Below are 24,822 nucleotides of genomic sequence, written 5' to 3' on the forward strand. Positions count from 1 at the left end.
TCGGGCAAACGGTGTCCGTCGCGGAGCCCGGACGGGAAACCCGGGCGCTGACCCCGGAGCAGCGCGCCTGCCTCGCACCGGACGGCAGCGCCCCCGTCCTGCGCGCCACGATCCCGCTCGCCGGAATCGACCCCGAGCGCCTGCGCGGCAGGCTCGACGCCCTGGCGGCCCGCCACGACATCCTGCGCACGGCCTTCCGCCCCGCGCCGGGCTTCCGCGGCCTGCGCCAGTCCGCGATCCTGCCGCCGACGATCCCGCTGACCGAGGGGGGCGATCCCGCCGGGGCGCTCGCGCCGGAGCGCGGCGTCACGCTGGCGGTCGCGCTCACGCCCGGCACGGACGGCGCTGCGCGGCTCGATCTCGCGGCGAGCGCCCTCGCGCTCGACCGCGGCAGCCTCGGCCGGCTGCTGCGCGAACTCGCCGACGCGCACGGCGTCGCCGCCGCCGCGGAGGATCCGCCGACCTACGCCGCCTACGCGGCATGGCGCGCCGAGGTCGCCGCCGACGATGCGGACGGCGAGGGCCGCGCCCACTGGCAGGCGCAACGCGGCGCTCAGGCACCGCTGCATCTCCCCTGCCGCCGCAGCGAGTCCGAGGCGGCGACGGCCCGCCCGATCCGCCTGGATCGGACGGCCGAGCCGGCTCTGGCGGGCGCCCTCGCGCAGGCCCTCGCCCGGGCGGATCTCGCCGCGTCCGGGGCGGAGGCCGTGCTTCAGGCGGCATGGTGGCTGCTGGTCAGCCGCCTCGCCGCGCGCTCCGAGATCCGCGTCGGCTGGCATCACGATTGCCGCCGCGACTACGACATCTTCGCGGGCACGCTCGGCGTCTTCGAGAAGACGCTGCCGCTCGCCCTGAGCCTGGTGCCGGAGGATAGCGTCGCCTCCTTGAGCGGGAGGCTCGCGAGGACGCTCGACGCGCATCGCGGCTTCCAGGAGCAATGCCCGCCGGACGAGGCCGGCACGGTCGGCTTCGCCCTCGGTCATGCGGACCGGCCGGACGGCGCGGTCCTCCCCGGCCCGGACCGCTTCGAACTCTGCCTCGAACCGAGCCTGGACGCGGACGGGCGGCTCGAGTCGCTGGTGCTGCATGCCGATGCGCGCCGCTACGACGAAGCCGCGCTGGCCTGCCTGCTCGGCCAGTACGCCGCGATCCTCGCACGCCTGACCGAGCACGCGCTCACGCCCTTCCCGGCCTATCCGATCCTCGGGGCCGCGGAGGAGGCGCGGCTCCTCGCCTTCGGCCGGCCGGGAGCGGCGGCGCTTCCCGAGGCGACCCTGCCGGCGCTGATCGCCGCGCACGCGAAGACGGCGCCGGACGCTCCGGCGCTGACGGACAGGGATGCGACGCTGAGCTACGCCGAACTGGAAGACCGCGTCGCCCGCCTCGGCGCACGGCTCGCGGCGCGCGGCGTCGGACCGGAACGGATCGTCGCGCTCGACATGCCGCGCTCGCCCGACCTCGTCGTGGCGATTCTCGGCGTCTGGCGCGCGGGCGGGGCGTACCTGCCGCTCGACCCGTCCTGGCCGCGGGCGCGGCGCGACCGGATCCTCGCGCTCGCCGAGCCCGTCCTCACGCTGACGGAAGCGGACTGCGACGAGACGGGAAGCGCGCGCCGCGCGGCCGATCCGGGGGATGCGGCGCGGATGGCCGCGGTGATCTTCACCTCCGGTTCGACCGGCACGCCGAAGGGCGTCGTCATCGAGCACGCGCAGGTGCGCGCCTACACCGAGGCGGTGATCGCGGCACTGGGGCTCGCGGAGAACCGCCGCTTCGCCCTGACCTCGACGGTGGCGGCCGACCTCGGCAACACCATGCTGTTCGCGGCCCTGCGCCTCGGTGCATGCCTCGTCGTCGCCCGTGAGGACGAGATGGCCGACGGGCCGGCCTTCGCGCGGTTCTTGCGCGAGCGGGCCGTCGATTGCGCCAAGCTCGTGCCCTCGCACCTCGCCGCGCTCCTCGATACGGAGGCGCCCACGCTTCCGAAACACCTCGTGCTCGGGGGCGAGCCGAGTTCGGCCGCGCTGGTGGCCCGCATCCGCGCCATCGCGCCGGAGACGCGGATCGCCAACCATTACGGACCGACGGAGTGCTGCGTCGGCGTCATCGTGCACGCGGTCGGGACTCAAGAGGCGGTGCCCCCCGAGGGCCTGCCGCTGACCCGGGTGCTCGCCGGCAGCGAGGCGGTGATCCTCGACGAAGAGGGCAGGCTCGCGCCGACCGGCATCGCCGGCATCCTGCACGTCGGCGGCGCCCAGCTCTGCCGCGGCTACCTGCCGTCCACCGCCGGCGAGGCGGCCGGCGACACACTCTTCGTGCCGAACCCGTTCGGTCCCGGGCGGCTCTACCGGACCGGCGACCGCGCCCGCTACCGCCCCGAGGGCGGGCTCGCGATCCTCGGCCGCGCCGACGACCAGCTCAAGCTCAACGGGCACCGCGTCGAACCCGGCGAGGTCGAGGCGGCGCTCGCAGGCCTCGACGGCGTGTCTCAGGCGGCCGTCCGGGCCTGGACCCGCGAAGGCGGGGAGGCTCGGCTCGCAGCCTACGCGGTGGCTCCGGGCCGCGACGCGGACGACCTGCGCGCCCGGCTCGCCGAGCGCCTGCCCGCGCCGATGCTGCCCGCCGCTTTCGTGCTGCTCGATGCGATGCCGCGCTTGGCCAACGGCAAGATCGATCGCGCCGCCCTGCCGGAGCCCGCGATCACGGCGGGGGGCTTCACGGCGCCGCGCACCGCGCTCGAAACGGTGCTGGCCGATGCGATGGCCGACCTGCTCAGGCGACCGCCCGGGACGATCGGCGCTCGGGACGACTTCTTCGAAGCCGGCGGCCACTCCCTGCTGGTCATCAAGCTGACGGCCCGGATCCGCAAGCTCCTCAGGATCGAGATCCAGCCGGGACTCGTCTTCGACCACCGCAGCCCGGCCGCGCTCGCGCTCGCGCTCGGCGCCCAGGCGGCGCCCGACGCGCTGGAGGAGACCGCCCGCCTCCGGCTCGAACTCGCCGCGATGAGCGAGGCCGAGCGCACGGCGCTCGCCGGGGACATCCGGTGATGCCGGAAAACCGCCTGCGGGACGACCGGCGCGCGGCGCTGGCGCGCCTTCTCGAAGAGGACGCCGCGGCGGACGACGCGATCCCGCGCCGCGCGGGCGACGGGCCGGCGCCGCTGTCCTTCCCGCAGAGCCGGCTCTGGTTCCTGCACCGCTACGATCCCGACAACCCGGCCTACCACTCGGCACGCGCCTTCCGCCTGAGGGGAATCCTCGACGAGGCCGCCCTGGCCGCGGCGCTCTCCCGCCTGATCGAGCGCCACGACGCCCTGCGCACGGTGATCTCGGACGCCGACGGCGCGCCGCGGCAGCACGTGCTGCCGCCGGCCGATCTCGCGATCGCACGCTTCGCGGTCACGGACGACCCGGAGCGGGCCATCCGCGCCATCACCCGGAAACCCTTCGATCTCACCCGCGATCCGCCCCTGCGCGTCGCGCTGTCCGAGCCCGAGCCGGACGGGGTGCGCGTCCTCGTCCTGGTGCTGCATCACATCGCGGGCGACGCCTGGTCCTATGCCCATATCCTCGGCGACCTGACGCGGGCCTATCGCGGCGCGCTCGCGGACGATGACCGGCGCGGGCCCCCGCTGCCGTCCCCGGCCCTGGCTTACGCCGACTACGCGCTCTGGCAGCGCGCGCGCATCGAGAGCGAAGGCGCGCAGGCCGCGCTGGCGCGCTGGCGGGCCTATCTCGGCCCGTCCGTGCCGGTGCTCGAACTCCCGGTCGACCGCCCGCGCGCTCCCCTCGGCGACCGGCCGGGCGGGCGCATCGACTTCGCCGTCGATGCCGGACTCGCCGACGCGCTCACCCGCTTCTGCAGGGCGGAGGGCGCGACGCCCTTCGTCGTGCTGCTCGCAGCCTGGCAGATCCTGCTCGGACGCCTGAGCGGTCAGACGGATTTCTGCGTCGGCGTGCCCAATGCCGGGCGCAACCGGCCGGAACTCCAGGATCTCGTCGGCTTCTTCGTCAACATGCAGGTCTATCGGGCCCGGCTCGATCCGGCCCTGAGCTTCCGCGATGTCTGCGCGAGGCTGCGCGGCGAGGCCATGGCCTTCCTGGCCGACGACGACGTGCCCTTCGAGCGCCTGATCGCGGAGACGGACCTGTCGCGCGACCTGCGCCACACGCCCGTCTTCCAGTCCGCCTTCAATTTCCGGCCGGCGCGGGACGCCGCCCCGCTCGTCCTCGACGGGGTGCGCGCCGAGCCTCTCGACGCCGACCCGATGAGCGCGAAGTTCGATCTGACCCTCGATGTCGCCGCCGGCCCCTCCGGCATCGACTGCCGGCTCGAATACGACGCCGGGCTGATCGAGGCGCGGACCGCCGCGCGCTGGCGCGGCCACTTTCTCACCCTGCTCGGCGCCTTGCTCGCCCGTCCCGGGCAAGCCCTCCGCGACGTGCAGATCCTCGGCCCGGCCGAGCGGGACGAACTCGACCGGCTGAACACGCCGCCCGCCGAGGACACGACACCCGACCTCGTCGCGATGCTGGAGGCGCAGCGCGACGCACGGCCCGGGGCGCGGGCGATCGTGCATGCGGGCGGCACGGTGAGCCATGCCGAGCTGCACGGGCGCGCGGACCGGCTGGCGGCGCGCCTGCGCGCGGCGGGCATCGGGCCGGAAACGCGCGTCGCGATCCTGCTGGAGCGCTCGCCCCTGCTGTTCGCGGCGATGCTCGCAGTGCTGAAGGCCGGCGGCGCCTTCATGCCGCTCGATCCCGGCCTGCCGCCCGACCGCCTCGGCTTCCTCCTGCGCGACGGCGCGCCCGCCCTGCTGCTGACGCAGGCGAGTCTCGCCGGGCCTCTCGACGGCTCCCGGCTGCCGACATGGCTGCTCGCGACGGACGAACCGGACGAGCCGGGCCCGACGGCGGCTCTCCCCGCCACCGTCCCGCATCCCGAAAACCTCGCCTACCTGATCCACACCTCGGGCTCGACCGGCCGGCCCAAGGGCGTGGCCGTGGCGCGCGGGGCCCTGTCGATGCATGTCCGGGCGATCGTCCGACTCTACGCGATGCGTCCCGACGACCTCGAAGTGCAGGTCTCGGGGACCGGCTTCGACATCACGCAGGAGCGCTGGCTGGCGCCGCTCGCCGCAGGCGGCGCCGTCAGCCTGACGCCCGCACCCGGCATCGCGATGGAATCCTGGATCGCGCAGGCGCGTGCGGCGAAGGTCACCGTCGCCTTCCTGCCGCCGGCCTACGCCAACGCGCTGGTCGGCGCCCTGGCCGGATCGGGCACGCCGCTCCCGCTGCGGCTCTGCATCGTCGGCGGCGAGGCCTGGGGACGGCGCGCGGCCGCCCGCGCGGCCGCAGCGTTCCCCGGGACCGCGCTCGTCAACGCCTACGGGCCGACCGAGACGGTGATCGCGCCGCTCGCCTGGCCCCTCCGGGCGGGCGTGCTGGGCGAGGGACAGGCGCCGGACGGCGTCTCCACGCCGATCGGGTTCGCGGTCGGCGCGCGAACGGCCTGGGTGCTCGACGACGGCCCGCAACCGGTGCCGGTCGGCGTGGCGGGCGAGCTGTATCTCGGCGGCGCCGGCCTCGCACGCGGCTACCACGGACGCCCGGGCGCGACCGCCGAACGCTTCGTCCCGGACCCGTTCGGACCGCCCGGTTCGCGCCTCTACCGCACCGGCGACCGCGTCCGGCGCAGGACGGACGGCGCGCTGGAATTCCTCGGCCGCCTCGACGACCAAGTGAAGATCCGCGGTTTCCGCATCGAGCCCGGCGAGATCGCCGCGCGGCTCTCGGAGCATCCGGAGGTGAGCGCGGCGACGGTCGCCGCCCACGACGCGCCGGGCGGCCCGCGGCTCGTCGCCTACGTCGTGCCGGACGGCGCCGCGCCGGGCCGGGACGAACCGGCCTTCGCGCTGTCCGCGCCCCTGGAGACGGCCCTGCGCGCCCATCTCGCGGCGCACCTGCCCGACTACATGCTGCCCGCCCGCTTCGTCGGCCTCGCCCGCCTGCCCCTGACGGTGAACGGAAAGCTCGACCGCGCCGCATTGCCCGAACCGGATTGGGCCGCGACCGGAGCCGGCGATGCGGAAGGGCTGAGCGAGGCCGAGACGGCCCTGGCCGCGATCTGGAGCGAACTGCTCGGCGTGAGCCGCGTCTCGCGCCACGACAACTTCTTCGAGCGCGGCGGCGATTCCATCCTCGCGCTGCAACTCGTCACCCGCGCGCGGCGCGACGGCTTCCATCTCACGCCGCGCCATGTGTTCGAGCACCAGAGCCTCGCCGCGCTCGCCGCTCACCTCGACGCGTGTCCGCCCGCGTCCCTCGGGGATGCCGAGCCCGAGACGCCGAGGCCGGTCCCGCCGACACCGATCCAGCGCTGGTTCCTCGACACGCCGGTCCCGAACCGGCATCACTGGAACCAGTCCCTCGTCCTGCATCCGAGCGCGCGGCTCGCTCCGCGGCATCTCGCGCAGGCCCTGCACGCGGTGATCCGCGCCCATCCGGCCCTGCGCCTGCGCTTCGCCCGCGACGCGCGAGGCTGGCACCAGACCTGCGCGCCCGTCGATTCGCACGCGCCGGAGGCCGTCGAGAACCTCCTCGGAGACGGCGACGGGGCGCTGCTCCGGCTGCGGGAGGCCGGCGACGAGCGGGCCTTCGCCGCCATCGCCCGGGAGACACAGACGAGCCTCGATCTCGAGGATGGGCCGCTCCTGCGCGCCGTCCTCGTCCGTGGGCCCGGACCGGGCGAGCGGCTGTTCGTCGCGATCCACCACCTGTGCGTCGATGCCGTCTCGTGGCGCATCCTGATCGACGACCTCGAGACCGCGCTCGCCGACCTCGCGCAGGGCCGACCCATCGCGCTGCCGGCGGCCACGACCGGATTTCCGAGCTGGGCGCGCGGCCTCGACGCGCTGGCACACGCGCCCGAACATGCCGGCCGCCGCGCCCGCTGGCTCGCGGAGTGGCGGGCCTGCCTCGCCGGGCCGGCCGCGACGCTCGCCCCCGCCCGCCCGGAGGGCGCCGACACCGAGGCGGAGCGCACGCATCTGCGTCAGGCGATCGACGCCGACGCGACGGACGCCCTGCTGCGGCGGGCGCCGAAGCCCTATCGCACCGGGATCGACGAGATCCTCCTGACCGCCCTGGCGCTGGGTCTGACCCGTCACCTCGCCGCCGGTTCCGCTTCCGGGCCGCTGCGTCCGGTTCGGATCGCCCTGGAGAGCCACGGGCGCGAGGCCGACGCGTCGGAAGACGGTGAGGCGGCCGGACCGCGGCACGACCTCAGCCGCAGCGTGGGCTGGTTCACCAGCCTCAAGCCCCTGCGTCTCGATCCGCTCGGCCTCGATGAGCGTGCCGGCGAAACATCGGGACAGGGCCGTCCGCCCGCCGTGCCGGACGAGCCCTGGGGCGACGACACGCTCGGGCGCGCGCTCTGCCGGATCAAGGAACGGCTGCGCACCCTGCCGCGACCCGGCTTCGGGCACGGGCTGCTGCGCTTCTGCGCCGATCCCGAAACCCGGCAGGCGCTGGCCGAGATCCCCGAGCCGGGCCTCACCCTCAACTATCTCGGGCAGATGGAGGCGGGCCGTGCCGGGCAGGCCGGCTCCCGCGCGGACGAGGGGCCGACCTTCGCCCTCGGAAGCGAGCGGCCCGCCCCCGACCGGGACGAAGGTGCGGACCTGGGCGCCGAGATGCTCCTCACCGCCCAGGTCCGCGCCGGCCGCCTCATCCTCGACTGGAGCTACAGCCGCGCCCGTCACGACGCGGCGGCGGTCGCCGGCCTCGCCGAGTCCTGCCGCGACGCGCTGCTCGCCCTGATCGCCCACTGCGCCGATCCGGCCACGCCCGGCCGGCTCACGCCCGCCGACCTGCCGCTCGCCGGACTCGACCAGGACGGGATCGATGCGATCGCCGAAACGGTGCGGCGCGAAAACGCGGGGGCGCTCGCCGACCTCTATCCCCTCTCGCCCCTGCAGCAGGGACTGCTCTTCCACGCCCAGCACGCACCCGACACGCCGCATTACCGCAACCAACTGCGCCTCGACGTCGAGAACCTCGATGCGGACCGCTTCGCGGCGGCCCTCGGCGAGACCGTCCGCGCCCATGACGCCCTGCGCACGGCGATCCTCGCCGAGACGCCGGCCGGACGACCGCTCCAGGCGGTGCTGACCGAGGCGGCCGATCCGGTCACCGTCGAGGATTGGAGCGGGACGGTCCCGGAGGAGCACGACGCGAGGCTCGACCTCCTGGCCGCAGCGGAGCGAGACCGCGGCTTCGATCTCGCCCGGCCGCCGCTGCTGCGGCTGCGGCTGGTGCGCACCGGCACGGCGCGCCACCACCTGATCCTGACGCTGCACCACATCGTGCTCGACGGCTGGAGCACGGCCCGCCTCGTCGCGGAATGGCTCGAACGCTACCGGTCCGGAACCGCTTCGCCGCCGCGCGGGCGCTTCCGCGACCTGATCGCCTGGACCGCCCGTCAGGACAGGGCGCGCTCGGAGGCGTTCTGGCGCGCGCAGACGGCGCTGCTCGACGAGCCCACCCTCGTCGCCGACAGCTTCGCGCCGTCGGCGGCCGCCGTCCCGGGTGCGGGCGACGCCGACCTCCGCCTGTGTCTCGACGAGCCGGCCGCGGCCCGCCTGCTCCACCGTGCCCGCGCGAGCCGGCTGACGCTCAACACCCTGGTTCAGGCCGCCTGGATCCGCCTGATCGCCGCGCGCACCGGCGCGCGCAGCGTCTGCTTCGGTGCGACCGTCGCCGGCCGCCCCGAGAACCTGCCGGGCGCCGACACCGTGCTCGGGCTCTTCATCAACACGCTGCCGGTCATCGTCGGGCTCGATCCCGATCGGCCGCTCGCGGCTTGGCTGTCGGACCTTCAGGACCTCAACCTCGCCCTGCGCGAGCACGGCCACGTGCCGCTCGCCGAGATTCAGCGCCTCGCGGGCCGATCCGGCCGCCCGCTGTTCGACAGCCTGATCGTCTTCGAGAATTACCCCGTCGGCGACGCCCTCGCCGCCCTGGCGGGCCCGGGAGCCCTGCGGTTCGGCCGACTCAGGTCGGTCGAGAGCACGCACTATCCGCTCACCCTCACCGTCCACCTGCGCGGCGCGGCGGCGGAGACGGCGGACGGGACGGCGGGGGCGCGGCTCGACCTGCGCCTGGGCTACGACCCGGCCCGGGTCGGGGCGGACGAGGCACGCGCGACCCTCGACCAGCTCGCCACCGGGCTCGACGCCCTCGCCGCCGCCGAACCCGACACTCCCCTCGGCGCCATCCCCGCCCTCACGCACCGGCCCGACGAGGACGAGTGGAACGCGACGGCGCGGGCGTTCGCGCCGCCGGCTTCGAGCGTCCTCGACCTGATCGCGATCCAAGTCGCGGCCCGGCCCGGGGCGATCGCCGTCTGCGACGACAGCCACACCCTCAGCTTCGCCGAACTCGACGCCCGCAGCACCCGCCTCGCCCGGCGCCTGCGCGCGCAGGGCGCCGGACCCGACACCCTGGTCGGCCTTGCCCTCGAACGCGGCTGCGCCCTGCCCACGGCCGTGCTCGCCATCCTCAAGGCCGGCGCCGCCTTCCTGCCGATGCTGCCCGACCTCCCCCGCGCCCGCCTCGACGAGATGGTCCGCGAGGCCGGCCTGCGCCTGCTGCTCACCGACCGAACCCTCGCCCCCGCCCTGCCCGACCGCCGCGACCATCCCGACCTCGCCGTGATCACGATCGAACAGGACGAGGAAGAACACGGCCTCGACGCGGCGCCGCTGCCGCCGCCGCATCCCGACAGCCTCGCCTACTGCGTCTACACCTCCGGCTCCACCGGACGGCCCAAGGGATGCGCCAACACCCATCGCGCCCTGCTCAACCGCCTGCGCTGGGGACAGGACGACGATCCGCTCGGGCCCGACGACGTTCTCCTCCAGAAGACGCCCCTCAGCTTCGACATCGCCATCTACGAACTGCTCTGGCCGCCGATGGCCGGCAGCCGTCTGGCGATGGCCCCGCCCGGCGCGCATCGCGACCCGCAGGCCCTGCGCGCGCTGATCACCCGCCACCGCGTCAGCCACGTCCACTTCGTGCCCTCCATGCTCGCCGCCTTCGTCGCCGCGGGCGAGCTCGACGCCTGCACCGGCCTGCGGCGCATCCTGTGCACGGGCGAGGCGCTGCCGCCGCCGCTGCAGGAGGCGGTGCTGGCCCGCTCCCCGGCCCGGCTGGTCAACCTCTACGGCCCGACCGAGGCGGCGATCGAGGTCACCGCCTGGACCTGCCGGAGCGAGCCGGGGGCGGCGAGCGTGCCGATCGGCCACCCGATCGCCAACACCGCCATCCACCTGCTGGACGCCGACCTCCACCCGGTTCCTTCAGGCGTGGCGGGGGAGCTGTACATCGGCGGGGTCGGGCTGGCGCGGGGCTACCGCGGCCGGGCGGGCACCACCGCCGAGCGCTTCGTGCCCGACCCGCTCGGCGCGCCGGGGGCGCGGCTGTACCGGACCGGCGACCGGGCCCGGCGGCGGGCGGACGGGGCGCTGGAGTTCCTCGGCCGGCTCGACGAGCAGGTGAAGATCCGTGGTTTTCGCATCGAGCCCGGCGAGGTGGCCGCGCGCCTGGCGGGCCATGCGGGGGTGGCCGCGGCCGCGGTGATCGCCGCACCGGCCCCGGGCGGCCTGCGGCTGGTCGCCTACGTCGTGCCGGAGGGCGGCGCCGAAGCAACCGACGCGGCGGCGCCGACCGCGCTCGATGCGGGGTTCGAGGCGGCCCTGCGCGCGCACCTCGCCGTGCAACTGCCCGACTACATGGTGCCGACCCGCTTCGTCGGGCTGGCGCGGCTTCCGCTCAGCGCCAACGGCAAGCTCGACCGGCGGGCCCTGCCGCTGCCGGACTGGACCGGAGCAACCGAGGCCGAGGCGGGCGAGGCGCCTCGGGGCGAGACCGAGACGGCGCTCGCCGCGATCTGGTGCGCGGTGCTCGGCCTGGAGCGCGTCGCCCGCCACGACAACTTCTTCGAGCGCGGCGGCGATTCCATCCTGGCCACGCGCGTGGTCTCGCGTCTGCGGCAGGAACACGGGATCGAGCTGCCCCTGCACCGTCTGTTCGAGGCGGCGACGCTGGCCGATCTCGCCGCGGGCCTCGACCTGTCCGGGCGCGCGGGCGCCGAGATCGACGCGATGAGCGACCTGCTCGACGCGCTGGAGCACGTCGGATGAACGACATGAGCGGACTGCGCGCGGACCAGCTCCGCACCATCGCCGAGCGCCTCGGCGCGCTGCCCGTCGAGAAGCGCCGGCTCTTTCTCGATCAGGTGCGCGCGCGCGGCATCGATCTGGCCCGGCTTCCGATCGCGTCGGCACCGCGCTCGGACGCGATGCCGCTCTCCGATGCGCAGCGCCGGCTCTGGCTTCTCTGGCAGCTCGAACCGGACAGCACGGCCTATCACATCGTCGGCGCGCTCCGCCTCGGAGGCCCCCTCGACGAGGCCTCCCTCGCGTCCGCCTTCGCCGCCGTGATCGAGCGCCACGAAGCCCTGCGCACGGAGTTTCCGAGCCGGGAGGGCGAGCCGGTCCAGCGGATCCGCGCCGCGATGCCCGTCGAGATGCTGCGCCGCGACCTGAGCGGCCTCGATCACGGGCGGGCCGAGGCCGAGCGGGAGCGGATCGCCGCGGAGCAGGCAGGCACACCCTTCGACCTGACGCAGGGACCGCTCCTGAGGATCGCCCTCGTGCGGGAGGCGCAGGATCGACACCTCCTGCTCCTGACGCTCCACCACATCATCGCCGACGGCCGGTCGATCGACCTGCTCGTCGACGATCTCGGCCTCGCCTACGAGGCGTTCCGCCGGGGCGGCACGCCGGACTGGGCGCCGACGCCGCTGCACTATGCCGACTACGCCGTCTGGCAGAACCGGATGCTGGAGGCCGGCGCCGCGGCGGACGGCCTCGCCTTCTGGACCGGACTGCTCGGCACCGAACACCCGGTCCTCGATCTGCCCGCGGACCGCCCCCGCCCGGAGATGCCGAGCTTTTCCGGGGGCAGCGTGTCCACGCGGCTTTCCGCGGAGACGTCCGCCCGGGTCCACGCGCTGGCGCGGCGCCATCGCGCGACCCCGTTCCACGTCCTCGTCGCAAGCTACGCGATCCTGCTGCAACGGCTCGGCGGTCAGGCGAGCGTGCGCATCGGCGTGCCGGTGGCGAACCGGATGCAGGCCGGGACCGAGTCGATGATGGGCACCTTCGCGAACACGCAGGTGCTGCCCTTCGCCTTCGATTCCCGCATGAACTTCCGCGAGGCGGTGGAAGCGGTCCGCGACCTCGCCGTGGACGCGCAGGCACACCAGTCGGTGCCCTTCGAACGCCTCGTCGGCGCATTGCGCCCGGAGCGGGAGCTCAGCCGCAATCCCCTGTTCCAGGTGCTTTTCCAGCATCGTCAGCAGCGCGACGCGGCGAAGATCCGTCTGGGCGATCTCGATGTCGAGCGCGTGCCCCGCTCGAGCGGACGGGCGCAGGTCGACCTGAGCCTGACCACGACCGAGGAGGGGCCCGACGCGATCCTGGCCGAGCTCGTCTACGCGCGCGATCTGATCGACGAGGCGACGGCCCTGCGCTGGCGCGACGGTTTCGTGGCGCTTCTCGGGCATCTGGTCTCGGCGCCGGAACGGCCGCTCCACGAGGCGAGCCTGCTGACGGAAGGCGACCACGCCGAGCTGCGACGCGCGAACGCGACGGCGCGGGCGTTCGCGCCGCCGGCTTCGAGCGTCCTCGACCTGATCGCGATCCAGGTCGCGGCCCGGCCCGGGGCGATCGCCGTCTGCGACGACGACCACACCCTCAGCTTCGCCGAACTCGACGCCCGCAGCACCCGCCTCGCCCGGCGCCTGCGCGCGCAGGGCGCCGGACCCGACACCCTGGTCGGCCTCGCCCTCGAACGCGGCTGCGCCCTGCCCACGGCCGTGCTCGCCATCCTCAAGGCCGGCGCCGCCTTCCTGCCGATGCTGCCCGACCTGCCCCGTGCCCGCCTCGACGAGATGGTCCGCGAGGCCGGCCTGCGCCTGCTGCTCACCGACCGCGCCCTCGCCCCCGCCCTGCCCGACCGCCGCGACCATCCCGACCTCGCCGTGATCACGATCGAACAGGACGAGGAAGAACACGGCCTCGACGCGGCGCCGCTGCCGCCGCCGCACCCCGACAGCCTCGCCTACTGCATCTACACCTCCGGCTCGACCGGACGGCCCAAGGGCTGCGCCAACACCCACCGCGCCCTGCTCAACCGCCTGCGCTGGGGGCAGGACGACGATCCGCTCGGGCCCGACGACGTCCTCCTCCAGAAGACGCCGCTCAGCTTCGACATCGCCATCTACGAACTGCTCTGGCCGCCGATGGCCGGCAGCCGTCTGGTGATGGCCCCGCCCGGCGCGCACCGCGACCCGCAGGCCCTGCGCGCACTGATCACACGCCACCGCGTCAGCCACGTCCACTTCGTGCCCTCCATGCTCGCCGCCTTCGTCGCCGCGGGCGAGCTCGACGCCTGCACCGGCCTGCGGCGCATCCTGTGCACGGGCGAGGCGCTGCCGCCGCCGCTGCAGGAGGCGGTGCTGGCCCGCTCCCCGGCCCGGCTGGTCAACCTCTACGGCCCGACCGAGGCGGCGATCGAGGTCACCGCCTGGACCTGCCGGAGCGAGCCGGGGGCGGCGAGCGTGCCGATCGGCCACCCGATCGCCAACACCGCCATCCACCTGCTGGACGCCGACCTCCACCCGGTTCCTTCAGGCGTGGCGGGGGAGCTGTACATCGGCGGGGTCGGGCTGGCGCGGGGCTACCGCGGCCGGGCGGGCGCCACCGCCGAGCGCTTCGTGCCCGACCCGCTCGGCGCGCCGGGGGCGCGGCTGTACCGGACCGGCGACCGGGCCCGGCGGCGGGCGGACGGGGCGCTGGAGTTCCTCGGCCGGCTCGACGAGCAGGTGAAGATCCGCGGTTTGCGCATCGAGCCCGGGGAGGTGGCCGCGCGCCTGGCGGGCCATGCGGGGGTGGCCGCGGCCGCCGTGATCGCGGTCCAGGCCCCGGGCGGCCTGCGGCTGGTCGCCTACGTCGTGCCGGAGGGCGATGCCGAGGCGGCGCTGGTGCCGACCGCGCTCGACGCGGGGTTCGAGGCGGCGTTGCGCGCGCATCTGGCCGGGCAACTGCCGGACTACATGGTGCCGACCCGCTTCGTCGGCCTGGCGCGGCTTCCGCTCAGCGCCAACGGCAAGCTCGACCGGCGGGCCCTGCCGCTGCCCGACTGGACCGGGGCGGGCGAGGCCGAGGCGGGCGAGGCGCCGCGGGACGGCACCGAGACGGCGCTGGCCGCGATCTGGCGCGCGGTGCTCGGCCTGGAGCGCGTCGCCCGCCACGACAACTTCTTCGAACGCGGCGGCGATTCCATCCTGGCGCTGCAACTGGTGACCCGCGCCCGCCGGGCCGGCCTCGACCTGAGCCCGCGGGCGGTGTTCGAGCACCAGAGCCTGGCGGCGCTGGCCGCGCACGCCCTCTCCACGGCGGGGCAGTCCGGGCAGGCCCCCGGCCCCGCGCCGGCGGAGCGGACGGGGCCGGTCCCGCCGACGCCGATCCAGCGCTGGTTCCTGGCGACGCCGGTGCCGCGGCGCCGGCACTGGAACCAGGCGGTGGTGCTGGGCCTGCCCGGGCCGGTCGACGCGCGGCGGCTGGAGCGCGCCCTGCACGGGCTGGTGGCGCGGCACGCGGCGCTGCGGCTGCGCTTCGCCCGGACGGGCGGGAGCGACGGGGCGGCCGGAGCCCGGGAGGGGGAGGACGACGGATCGGACTGGGTGCAGACCTGCCTGACCCCGGCGGAGGCCGCCGCCGCGGGGGCGGAGCTGCTCTGGCAGCGGCGGGCGCAGCCGGGCGCCGCGGAGGCCGGGGCGTCGGGAGGGTTCGCGGCGCTGGCGCAGGAGGCGCAGACCAGCCTCGACCTGGAGCGCGGCCCGGTCCTGCGCGCGGTGCTGGTGCGGCCGGACGAGCCGGGGAGCGGGACGGCGCCGGTGACGCGCCTGATCGTGGCGATCCACCACCTGTGCGTGGACGCGGTGTCCTGGCGCGTGCTGATCGAGGACCTGACCCTGGCGCTGGCTGCTCCGACGGACATCGCGGAACTCGCGCCGACGGCGGGCTTCCCGGCCTGGGCCGACCATCTGCACGCGGTGGCCGCGCAGCCGGCCTACGCGGCTCTGCGCGCGGGCTGGCTGGCGGGCTGGCTGTCGCACCTGTCGGGGCCGGCCGCGCGGCTGGAGCCGGCCTGCGCGGCGGCGGCCAACGTCGAGGGCGCGCGGCGCCGGCACCGCGCGGCGCTGGACGCCGAGACGACGCGGGCGCTGCTGCGGGCGGCCGCGCGGCCGTACCGGACGCGGATCGACGAGATCCTGCTCACCGGCCTGGCGCTGGGCCTGCGCCGCCATCTCGGGCGCGGCCCGCTGCGGCTGGCGCTGGAGGGGCACGGGCGCGAGGCGGACGCGCTGGCCGATGCGCTGGCCGACGCACGAGCCGAGGGACAGGCCGAGGGGGCGGACGGGGAGAGGGACGGGCCGGCGGCCGCCCGGTTCGACCTGAGCCGGAGCGTGGGCTGGTTCACCAGCCTGACGCCGCTGCGGCTCGACCCGCTGGGCGAGGACGCGGGCACCGCCGCGGCAGCGTCCGGCACGGCGGCGGAAGGAGCATGGCAAGGAGCACGGCAAGGAGCACGGCAAGGAGCACGGCAAGGAGCACGGCAAGAAGCGGAAGGCTCCCCCTGGAGCGGGGCGGTGCTGGGCGCGGCCCTGTGCCGGGTCAAGGAGCAACTGCGCGGCCTGCCCGCGCCCGGCCTCAGCCACGGCCTCCTGCGCTACGGCCCGGACGCGGCGGTGCGCGCGGCCCTGGCCGCCCTGCCGGAGCCGACGGTGACGCTGAACTACCTCGGCCAGATCGACGCGGGCTTCGACACGGGCCTGGACACGGGCGGCGCGGCGGCGGCGGGCGGCCCCCTGTCGCTGCGGCCGGAGCGGGCGGGCCCGGACCGCGCGGCCGACGCGCCGATGGGCGTCGAGGTGCTGGTGAGCGCGCAGGTGCGCGCGGGCCGCCTGCTGCTGGAGTTCAGCTACGCGCGAGGCCGGCACGAGGCGGCGGCGATTGCCGCCCTGGCGCGGGCGAGCCGGACGGCGCTGGAGGCCCTGATCGCGCATTGCGCGGCGCCGGCGACGCGGGCGCGGCTGACCCCCTCGGACGTGCCGCTGTCGGGGCTCGACCAGGCCGGGCTCGACGCGCTGGCCGCGCGCCTGTGCGGACCGGCCGAAGGGGCGCAAGTACCGGACGGGATGCCGGGCGGGATGCCAGGGGAAGTGCTGGACGTCTACCCGCTCTCGCCGCTGCAGCAGGGCCTGCTGTTCCACGCGCTGGAGGCGCCGGAGGCGGACGCCTACCGCAACCAGTTGCGGCTCGACCTGGAGAACCTGGACGCGCCCCGCTTCGCTGCCGCCTTCCGGGCGAGCCTGGCCGCGCACGAGAGCCTGCGCAGCGCGATCGTGGCCGACACCGTCACCGGCCGGCCGCTGCAGGCGGTGCTCTCCGCCGTGCCCGACCCGGTGGTGCTGGAGGACTGGACCGGAGCCGACGCGTCGGACGCGACGCCGGATCTGCCCACCGACCTGACGTCGGACCTGCCGGCCCGGCTCGCGGCGCTGGCGGGCGCGGAGCGGGCGCGCGGCTTCGACCTCGCCCGGCCGCCGCTGCTGCGGCTGCGGCTGGTCCGCACCGGCGCGGCGCGCCATCACCTGATCCTGACGCTGCACCACATCGTGCTCGACGGCTGGAGCACCGCGCGGCTGCTGGCGGAGGTGATCGGGCGCTACCGGGGCCGGCAGGACGGCGCCGCGCCGGCGCCCGGCCGGTTCCGGGACTACATCGCGTGGCTGTCGCGGCGGGACCGGGCGGGCGCGGAGGCGTTCTGGCGCGAACGGCTGGCCCGCCTCGACGCGCCGACGCGGCTGGCCGACGGCTTCCGCGGACCGGAGGCGGCGCAGGGGGAGGCGGAGGGGGAGGCGCAGGGGGAAGCGGCGGAGGCGTGCCTGTGCCTGGACGCGGCGGCGACGGCGCGGCTTCAGGCGCGGGCGCGGGCGTGGCGTCTGACGCCGAACACGCTGGTGCAGGGCGCCTGGGCGCGGCTGGCGGGGGCGCGGGTGGGCGCCGGCGCGGCGGGCGCGGAGCGGGTGTGCTTCGGGGTGACGGTGGCGGGGCGTCCCGAGGCGCTGCCGGGCGCCGAGACGATGCTGGGGCTGTTCATCAACACGCTGCCGCTGGTGGCCGAGCTCGATCCGCAGCGGGGGGTGCGGGATTGGCTGACGGGGCTGCAGGACCTGAACCTGTCGCTGCGCGAGCAGGCGCACGTGCCGCTGTTCGCACTGCAGCGCCTGGCCGGCCAGGCCGGGCGGGCGCTGTTCGACAGCCTGGTGGTGTTCGAGAACTACCCGGTCGAGGCGGCGCTGTCGCACCTGAAGGCACCGGCCGGGCCGCGGGAGGACCGGGGGGCGCTTCGCGTGCTCGGGCAGCAGGTGCGCGAGCGGACGCACTACCCGCTCGCCCTGGTCGCCCACCTGCGCGGCGCCCCGGAAGGCGCGGCGGCGGAGACGGCGGACGGGACGGCGGGGGCGCGGCTCGACCTGCGCCTGGGCTACGACCCGGCCCGGATCGGGGCGGACGAGGCGCGCGCGACCCTCGACCAGCTCGCCGCCGGGCTCGACGCCCTCGCCGCCGCCGAACCCGACACCCCCCTCGGCGCCATCCCAGCCATGCCGGCCCAGAACGAACAAGACGAAGGAAACACGACGGCGGAGCCGAGCGGAGCCGGTTACGTGCACGACATGATCCGCCGCTTCGCCGAGGCTCGGCCCGAGCGGACCGCGGTCATCTTCGACGATCGCGAGTCGAGCCGCGGTTCGCTCGAAGCGCAGGCCAACCGGATCGCGCACGCGCTGCGTCGCCGCGATGTCGGTCCCGATGCGGTCGTCGGCGTCATGCTGGAACGGTCCGTCTCCCTGCTCGCCGCCCTCTTGGGGACCCTGAAGGCGGGCGGAGCCTTCCTGCCGCTCGCTCCGGACCTGCCGCCCGGACGAATCGCCGAGATGGTCTCGGAGGGCGGCGCCCGTCACGTTCTCACCCGTCACGGCCTCGCCGGCAGGCTCGACGGCATCGAGTCCATCCGCGTGGTGACGCTCGAAGCGATCGAGGAGACCGCTCGTCCCTCGGAGGCCGAGGCGCCGCCTTGCGTCGTCCTTCATCCCGAGAACCTCGCCTACCTGATCCACACCTCCGGCTCGACCGGCCGGCCGAAAGCGGTGGCCGTGGCGCACGGCCCCCTCGCCATGCATGTCCGGGCGACGGCGCCCCTCTACGACATGGACGAAGCCTCGCGCGAGTTCCACTTCATCGCCTTCTCCTTCGACGGCGCGCACGAGCGCTGGCTGACCGCCTTGACCTGCGGGGCGAGCCTCGTCCTGCGCGACGAAGCGCTCTGGTCGCCCGAACGGACCTTCGCCGCCTTCCGGCGCCACGGCGTCACCAATGCCGGGTTCCCGCCGAGCTACATCGACGAACTGGCCCGGTGGGTGGAATCCGCCGGAGAGGCACCCGCACTCGACCTCTACTCGTTCGGCGGCGAAGCGATGCCGCGCGAGGCGTTCGAGCGCATGCGGCGCGTCCTGAAACCGCGGGCGCTGATCAACGGCTACGGTCCGACCGAAACGGTGGTGACGCCGCTCGTCTGGAAGGTCGGCGCCGACACCGCCTGCGACGCGCCCTACGCCCCGATCGGCCATCCGGTCGGAGCCCGCACGGCATGGGTCCTCGATCGCGACCTCCACCCGGTTCCTTCAGGCGTGGCGGGGGAGCTGTACATCGGCGGGGTCGGGCTGGCGCGGGGCTACCGCGGCCGGGCGGGCGCCACCGCCGAGCGCTTCGTGCCCGACCCGCTCGGCGCGCCGGGGGCGCGGCTGTATCGGACCGGCGACCGGGCCCGGCGGCGGGCGGACGGGGCGCTGGAGTTCCTCGGCCGGCTCGACGAGCAGGTGAAGATCCGTGGTTTTCGCATCGAGCCCGGCGAGGTGGCCGCGCGCCTGGCGGGCCATGCGGGGGTGGCCGCGGCCGCGGTGATCGCCGCACCGGCCCCGGGCGGCCTGCGGCTGGTCGCCTACGTCGTGCCGGAGGGCGGCGCCGAAGCAACCGACGCGGCGGCGCCGACCGCGCTCGATGCGGGGTTCGAGGCGGCCCTGCGCGCGCATCTGGCCGGGCAACTGCCCGACTACATGGTGCCGACCCGCTTCGTCGGGCTGGCGCGGCTTCCGCTCAGCGCCAACGGCAAGCTCGACCGGCGGGCCCTGCCGCCGCCCGACTGGACCGGAGCGGGCGAGGCCGAGGCGGGCGAGGCGCCTCGGGGCGAGGGCGAGACGGCGCTCGCCGCGATCTGGTGCGCGGTGCTCGGCCTGGAGCGCGTCGCCCGCCACGACAACTTCTTCGAACGCGGCGGCGATTCCATCCTGGCGCTGCAACTGGTGACCCGCGCCCGCCGGGCCGGGCTCGACCTGAGCCCGCGGGCGGTGTTCGAGCATCAGAGCCTGGCGGCGCTGGCCGCGCACGCGCCCTCCGCGGCGGGGCAGCCCGCCCCGGCCCCCGGCCCCGCGCCGGCGGAGCGGACGGGGCCGGTCCCGCCGACGCCGATCCAGCGCTGGTTCCTGGCGACGCCGGTGCCACAGCGCCAGCACTGGAACCAGGCGGTGGTGTTGGGCCTGCCCGGGCCGGTCGACGCGCGGCGGCTGGAGCGCGCCCTGCACGGGCTGGTGGCGCGGCACGCGGCGCTGCGGCTGCGCTTCGCCCGGACGGGCGGGGGCGACGGGGCGGCCGGAGCCCGGGAGGGGGAGGACGACGGATCGGACTGGGTGCAGACCTGCCTGACCCCGGCGGAGGCGGAGGCCGCGGGGGCGGAGCTGCTCTGGCAGCGGCGGGCGCAGCCGGGCGGCGCGGAGGCCGGGGCGCCGGGCGGGTTCGCGGCGCTGGCGCAGGAGGCGCAGACCAGCCTCGACCTGGAGCGCGGCCCGGTCCTGCGCGCGGTGCTGGTGCGGCCGGACGAGCCGGGGAGCGGGACGGCGCCGCCGGTGACGCGCCTGATCGTGGCGATCCACCACCTGTGCGTGGACGCGGTGTCCTGGCGCGTGCTGATCGAGGATCTGGCCCTGGCGCTGGCTGCTCCGACGGACATCGCGGAACTCGCGCCGACGGCGGGCTTCCCGGCCTGGGCCGACCATCTCCACGCGGTGGCGGCGCAGCCGGCCTACGCGGCTCTGCGCGCGGGCTGGCTGGCGGGCTGGCTGTCGCACCTGTCGGGGCCGGCCGCGCGGCTGGAGCCGGCCTGCGCGGCGGCGGCCAACGTCGAGGGCGCGCGGCGCCGGCACCGCGCGGCGCTGGACGCCGAGACGACGCGGGCGCTGCTGCGGGCGGCCGCGCGGCCGTACCGGACGCGGATCGACGAGATCCTGCTCACCGGCCTGGCGCTGGGCCTGCGCCGCCATCTCGGGCGCGGCCCGCTGCGGCTGGCGCTGGAGGGGCACGGGCGCGAGGCGGACGCGCTGGCCGATGCGCTGGCCGACGCACGAGCCGAGGGACAGGCCGAGGGGGCGGACGGGGAGAGGGACGGGCCGGCGGCCGCCCGGTTCGACCTGAGCCGGAGCGTGGGCTGGTTCACCAGCCTGACGCCGCTGCGGCTCGACCCGCTGGGCGAGGACGCGGGCACCGCCGCGGCAGCCTCCGACACGGCGGCGGAAGGGGCATGGCAAGAAGCGGAAGGCTCTCCCTGGAGCGGGGCGGTGCTGGGCGCGGCCCTGTGCCGGGTCAAGGAGCAACTGCGCGGCCTGCCCGCGCCCGGCCTCAGCCACGGCCTCCTGCGCTACGGCCCGGACGCGGCGGCGCGCGCGGCCCTGGCCGCCCTGCCGGAGCCGACGGTGACGCTGAACTACCTCGGCCAGATCGACGCGGGCTTCGACGCGGGCCTGGACGCGGGCGGCGCGGCGGGGGCGGGCGGCCCCCTGTCGCTGCGGCCGGAGCGGGCGGGCCCGGACCGCGCGGCCGACGCGCCGATGGGCGTCGAGGTGCTGGTGAGCGCGCAGGTGCGCGCGGGCCGCCTGCTGCTGGAGTTCAGCTACGCGCGAGGCCGGCACGAGGCGGCGGCGATCGCCGCCCTGGCGCGGGCGAGCCGGACGGCACTGGAGGCCCTGATCGCGCATTGCGCGGCGCCGGCGACGCGGGCGCGGCTCACCCCCTCGGACGTGCCGCTGTCGGGGCTCGACCAGGCCGGGCTCGACGCGCTGACGGCGCGCCTGCGCGGACCGGCCGAAGGGGCGCAAGTACCGGACGGGATGCCGGGAGAACTGCCGGGCGGGATGCCGGGCGAGGTGCTGGACGTGTACCCGCTCTCGCCGCTGCAGCAGGGCCTGCTGTTCCACGCGCTGGAGGCGCCGGAGGCGGACGCCTACCGCAACCAGTTGCGGCTCGACCTGGAGAACCTGGACGCGCCCCGCTTCGCCGCGGCCTTCCGGGCGAGCCTGGCCGCGCACGAGAGCCTGCGCAGCGCGATCGTGGCCGACACCGCCACCGGCCGGCCGCTGCAGGCGGTGCTCTCCGCCCTGCCCGACCCGGTGGTGCTGGAGGACTGGACCGGGACGGACGCGGCGGACCCGACGCCGGATCTGCCCACCGACCCGACGCCGGACCTGCCAGCCCGTCTGGAGGCGCTGGCGGGCGCGGAGCGGGCGCGCGGCTTCGACCTCGCCCGGCCGCCGCTGCTGCGGCTGCGGCTGGTCCGCACCGGCGCGGCGCGCCATCACCTGATCCTGACGCTACACCACATCGTGCTCGACGGCTGGAGCACCGCGCGGCTGCTGGCGGAGGTGATCGGGCGCTACCGGGGCCGGCAGGACGGCGCCGCGCCGACGCCCGGCCGGTTCCGCGACTACATCGCGTGGCTGTCGCGGCGGGACCGGGCGGGCGCGGAGGCGTTCTGGCGCGAACGGCTGGCCCGCCTCGACGCGCCGACGCGGCTGGCCGACGGCTTCCGCGAACCGGAGGCGGCGCAGGGGGAGGCGCAAGGGGAAGCGGAGGCGTGCCTGTGCCTGGACGCGGCGGCGACGGCGCGGCTTCAGGCGCGGGCGCGGGCGTGGCGTCTGACGCCGAACACGCTGGTGCAGAGCGCCTGGGCGCGGCTGGCGGGGGCGCGGGTGGGCGCCGGCGCGGCGGGCGCGGAGCGGGTGTGCTTCGGCGTGACGGTGGCGGGGCGTCCCGAGACGCTGGCGGGCGCCGAGACGATGCTGGGGCTGTTCATCAACACGCTGCCGCTGGTGGTCGAGCTCGATCCGCAGCAGGGGGTGCGGGACTGGCTGACGGGGCTGCAGGGCCTGAATCTGTCGCTGCGCGAGCAGGCGCACGTGCCGCTGTTCGCACTGCAGCGCCTGGCCGGCCAGGCCGGGCGGGCGCTGTTCGACAGCCTGGTGGTGTTCGAGAACTACCCGGTCGAGGCGGCGCTGTCGCACCTGAAGGACCCGGCCGGGGCGCGGGGCGGTCTTCGCGTGCTCGGGCAGCAGGTGCGCGAGCGGACGCACTACCCGCTCGCCCTGGTCGCCCACCTGCGCGGCGCCCCGGAAGGCGCGGCGGCGGAGACGGCGGACGGGACGGCGGGGGCGCGGCTCGACCTGCGCCTGGGCTACGACCCGGCCCGGATCGGCGCGCACGAGGCGCGCGCGACCCTCCACCAGCTCGCCGCCGGGCTCGACGCCCTCGCCGCCTCCGAGCCCGACACCCCCCTCGGAGCCATCCCCGCCATGCCGTACCAGGACGAACAGGACGAAGGGAACACGACGGCGCGGGCGTTCACGCCGCCGGCTTCGAGCGTCCTCGACCTGATCGCGATCCAGGTCGCGGCCCGGCCCGGGGCGATCGCCGTCTGCGACGACGACCATACCCTCAGCTTCGCCGAACTCGACGCCCGCAGCACCCGCCTCGCCCGGCGCCTGCGCGCGCAGGGCGCCGGACCCGACACCCTGGTCGGCCTCGCCCTCGAACGCGGCTGCGCCCTGCCCACGGCCGTGCTCGCCATCCTCAAGGCCGGCGCCGCCTTCCTGCCGATGCTGCCCGACCTGCCCCGTGCCCGCCTCGACGAGATGGTCCGCGAGGCCGGCCTGCGCCTGATGCTCACCGACCGCGCCCTCGCCCCCGCCCTGCCCGACCGCTGCGACCATCCCGACCTCGCCGTGATCACGATCGAACAGGACGAGGACCAGGAAGAACACGGCCTCGACGCGGCGCCGCTGCCGGCGCCGCATCCCGACAGCCTCGCCTACTGCATCTACACCTCCGGCTCGACCGGACGGCCCAAGGGCTGCGCCAACACCCACCGCGCCCTGCTCAACCGCCTGCGCTGGATGCAGGAGGAATACGGCTTCGGGCCCGACGACCGCGTGTTGCAGAAGACCCCGGCGAGTTTCGACGTCTCGGTCTGGGAACTCGTCCTGCCGCCGATGGCGGGCAGCCGTCTGGTGATGGCCCCGCCCGGCGCGCATCGCGACCCGCAGGCCCTGCGCACGCTGATCACCCGCCACGGCGTCAGCCACGTCCACTTCGTGCCCTCCATGCTCGCCGCCTTCGTCGCCGCGGGCGAACTCGACGCCTGCACCGGCCTGCGGCGCATCCTGTGCAGCGGCGAGGCGCTGCCGCCGCCGTTGCAGGAGGCGGTGCTGGCCCGCTCGCCGGCCCAATTGATCAACCTCTACGGCCCGACCGAGGCGGCGATCGACGTGACCGCCTGGACCTGCCGGAGCGAGCCGGGGGCGGCGAGCGTGCCGATCGGCCACCCGATCGCCAACACCGCCATCCACCTGCTGGACGCCGATCTCCACCCGGTTCCCTCGGGGGTTGCGGGGGAGCTGTACATCGGCGGGGTCGGGCTGGCGCGGGGCTACCACGGCCGGGCGGGCGCCACCGCCGAGCGCTTCGTGCCCGATCCGCTCGGCGCGCCGGGGGCGCGGCTGTACCGCACCGGCGACCGGGCCCGGCGGCGGGCGGACGGGGCGCTGGAGTTCCTCGGCCGGCTCGACGAGCAGGTGAAGATCCGCGGGTTCCGCATCGAGCCCGGGGAGGTGGCCGCGCGCCTGTCGGGCCATGCGGGGGTGGCCGCGGCCGCCGTGATCGCCGCGCCGGCCCCGGGCGGCCTGCGGCTGGTCGCCTACGTCGTTCCGGAAGGCGGTGCCGAGGGTGGAGGCGGGACACCGGAGGCTGCGGCGCCCCTCGGGCCGACCGCGCTCGACGCGGGGTTCGAGGCGGCCCTGCGCTCCCATCTGGCCGGGCAACTGCCCGACTACATGGTGCCGACCCGCTTCGTCGGGTTGGCCCGGCTTCCGCTCAGCGCCAACGGCAAGCTCGACCGGCGGGCCCTGCCGCCGCCCGACTGGACCGGGGCGGACGAGGCCGAGGCGGGCGAGGCGCCTCAGGGCGAGACCGAGACGGCGCTCGCCGCGATCTGGTGCGCGGTGCTCGGCCTGGAACGCGTCGCCCGCCACGACAACTTCTTCGAGCGCGGCGGCGATTCGCTTCTCGTGATGAGGCTCGGTGCGCTCGTCCTGGAACGCTTCGGGCGGCGGCTGCCGCTGCGCGCCGTGTTCGACCACCCGACCCTCGCGGACCTGGCGGCCGCGCTGGACGAGCCCGGCGACGAGAACCCGAGCGAGGGCCGGCTCGCCGACATGGAAAGCTGGCTCGACGAGATCGAGGCTTGA

At 76.0% G+C, this 24,822-nt stretch carries 3 protein-coding genes; all 3 read left to right on the plus strand.

Annotated features, from left to right (window positions below; all coding sequences use genetic code 11):
• Positions 1-11 precede the first annotated feature (11 nt).
• From PGN25_07580 to PGN25_07590, 3 genes are read left to right on the plus strand one after another with little or no spacing between them, the layout of a single operon-like run.
• Complete coding sequence (locus PGN25_07580; protein ID MEH3117457.1) at positions 12-3,047, plus strand: amino acid adenylation domain-containing protein; 3,036 nt, start codon at positions 12-14, stop codon at positions 3,045-3,047.
• Positions 3,047-11,203 carry an amino acid adenylation domain-containing protein gene (locus tag PGN25_07585; protein ID MEH3117458.1) on the plus strand — a complete coding sequence of 2,719 codons (8,157 nt, stop codon included), beginning with the start codon at positions 3,047-3,049 and terminating at the stop codon, positions 11,201-11,203. The genes PGN25_07580 and PGN25_07585 overlap by 1 nt, the downstream gene beginning before the upstream one ends.
• A gap of 5 nt (positions 11,204-11,208) precedes the next feature.
• On the plus strand, positions 11,209-24,822 hold the full coding sequence (locus PGN25_07590) for an amino acid adenylation domain-containing protein (protein ID MEH3117459.1): 13,614 nt from the start codon (positions 11,209-11,211) through the stop codon (positions 24,820-24,822).

Source organism: Methylorubrum populi, assembly GCA_036946625.1.
Taxonomy (GTDB): domain Bacteria; phylum Pseudomonadota; class Alphaproteobacteria; order Rhizobiales; family Beijerinckiaceae; genus Methylobacterium; species Methylobacterium populi_C.

Excerpts from the sequence above, each read along its gene's own strand:
- PGN25_07585 (MEH3117458.1), top strand. The coding sequence starts at position 3,047 with ATGCCGGAAAACCGCCTGCGGGACGACCGGCGCGCGGCGCTGGCGCGC.
- PGN25_07590 (MEH3117459.1), top strand. The coding sequence starts at position 11,209 with ATGAGCGGACTGCGCGCGGACCAGCTCCGCACCATCGCCGAGCGCCTC.